Source organism: Paenibacillus agaridevorans, assembly GCF_003112455.1.
In the GTDB taxonomy this organism is placed as follows: Bacteria; Bacillota; Bacilli; order Paenibacillales; family Paenibacillaceae; genus Pristimantibacillus; species Pristimantibacillus agaridevorans.
In genome coordinates this window covers 20,313-22,050 of the sequence record NZ_BDQX01000041.1, presented here as the reverse complement: position 1 = coordinate 22,050, position 1,738 = coordinate 20,313, and the positions used below count along the sequence as shown (strand labels likewise).

The 1,738-nt window shown below is 58.0% G+C and carries 2 protein-coding genes and 1 pseudogene; all 3 read left to right on the top strand.

The features are described from left to right. Positions 1-1,053 (top strand): replication restart helicase PriA (gene priA, locus PAT3040_RS04085; protein ID WP_108991633.1); only part of this gene is annotated, 1,053 nt, incomplete at its 5' end. Between the two features lie 49 nt (positions 1,054-1,102). Further along, positions 1,103-1,588 (top strand): peptide deformylase, encoded by a 486-nt coding sequence (gene def, locus PAT3040_RS04080; protein ID WP_108991632.1) that lies wholly within the window; start codon positions 1,103-1,105, stop codon positions 1,586-1,588. Then, positions 1,589-1,738, top strand: a pseudogene (locus tag PAT3040_RS38385) (methionyl-tRNA formyltransferase); the annotation flags it as partial.

The following is a 1,738-nucleotide window of genomic DNA, read 5'->3' as shown; positions in this document are numbered from 1 at the left end:
CTCAGGGATGGCAATCGGTCGATGTTCAGCCGGCCGCTCCACGCGGCGCTGCTCGAGCGGCTGGAGCGGGGAGAGCAGTCGGTGCTGCTGCTTAACCGGAGAGGTTATTCGACGTTCGTGATGTGCCGCTCCTGCGGCTTTACTTCGACCTGTCCGCATTGCGACATCTCTCTAACGTATCATCAAAAGTCGAGGGTATTGCGCTGCCATTATTGCGGTCACGCAGAGGGAGCGCCATCGAAATGCCCTTCCTGCGAGAGCGAGCATATCCGTTATTTCGGCACGGGGACACAGCGCGTGGAGGAAGAGCTGGCCAAGCTGTTTCCCGGCATCAGGGTCATCAGGATGGACGTGGATACGACATCGGAGAAGCACGCACACGAAAAGTTGCTGGGCCAGTTCGGCGAACGCAAGGCGGATGTGCTGCTTGGGACGCAGATGGTGGCCAAAGGGCTGGATTTCCCGTACGTAACGTTAGTAGGCGTTATCGCGGCCGACACTTCGCTGCATCTGCCCGATTTCCGCGCCGCGGAACGCACGTTCCAACTGTTGACGCAGGTGGCGGGCCGGGCCGGGCGGCATGAGCTGAAGGGCGAGGTCATCGTCCAGAGCTACGCGCCTGAGCATTATGCCATCACAACGGCGCAGAAGCATGACTATGACGCCTTCCTGCGGGAGGAACTCCGCCACCGGGCGGTCATGGCTTACCCGCCGTATTGCCGGCTCGTGCTGGTTACAATGTCGCACGAGCAGCTCGCGCTGCTCTCATCGACCAGCGAAGCTTTCGCGGCCGAATTGCGTGGTCTTGCCGAGCATGAGGGGCTGCTCGTGCCGCTCGCGTCGGGTTTGCCCAGAGCGCTTGAGGTGCTGGGTCCGGTCGCCTCTTCCATTCCGAGAATGAAAGATCGCTACCGTTTTCAATGTGTGGTAAAATATCGGGGAAGCATCGACGTCTCCGCCCTTATACGAAGAGCGCTAGCTTCTTTCGAGGAGGCGCCGCCGCAGCGGAGAGTCCTGTTCAGCGTCGATGTAGATCCGCAAGTCATTATATAAGCTTTTAGGCAATGAAAGAGACTATAGGATTAGAAAAGGATGATATGAAATGGGCATCAGATTAATCGTAAAGGACCCGGACCCGGTATTGCGCGAGGTCGCGAAGGAAGTGACGAAGTTCAATCCAAACCTAAAGAAACTGCTCAAGGACATGGCCGAGACGATGTACGACGCCGAAGGCGTCGGTCTTGCTGCGCCGCAGATCGGCATCTCCAAACGGGTCATCGTCGTGGATGTGGGAGACGAGAACGGACTTGTCGAGATGGTTAATCCCGTTATCGTCGAGCAGGAGGGGGAGCAGCTTGGTCCCGAGGGCTGCCTCAGCATTCCGAACCTGAACGGAGAAGTCCGCCGCGCCGAATCGATTGTCGTACAAGGACAAAACAGCGACGGGGAGTCCATCACGGTCAATGCTTCCGGTTACTTCGCGCGCGCGTTCCAGCATGAGATCGACCACCTGAACGGCGTACTGTTTACGGATCTCGCCGAGAGCGTCTATGATATTTCCGACAGACCGAGAAAAGGCGGCGAATAATTGATGCGTATTGTATTTATGGGGACGCCGGACTTCGCCGTCCCTTCTCTGCGTTTGCTTGTAGACGGCGGTTACGACATCGCGGCTGTCGTTACCCAGCCGGATCGTCCCAAGGGTCGCAAAAAAACGTTGACGCCGCCCCCCGTCAAG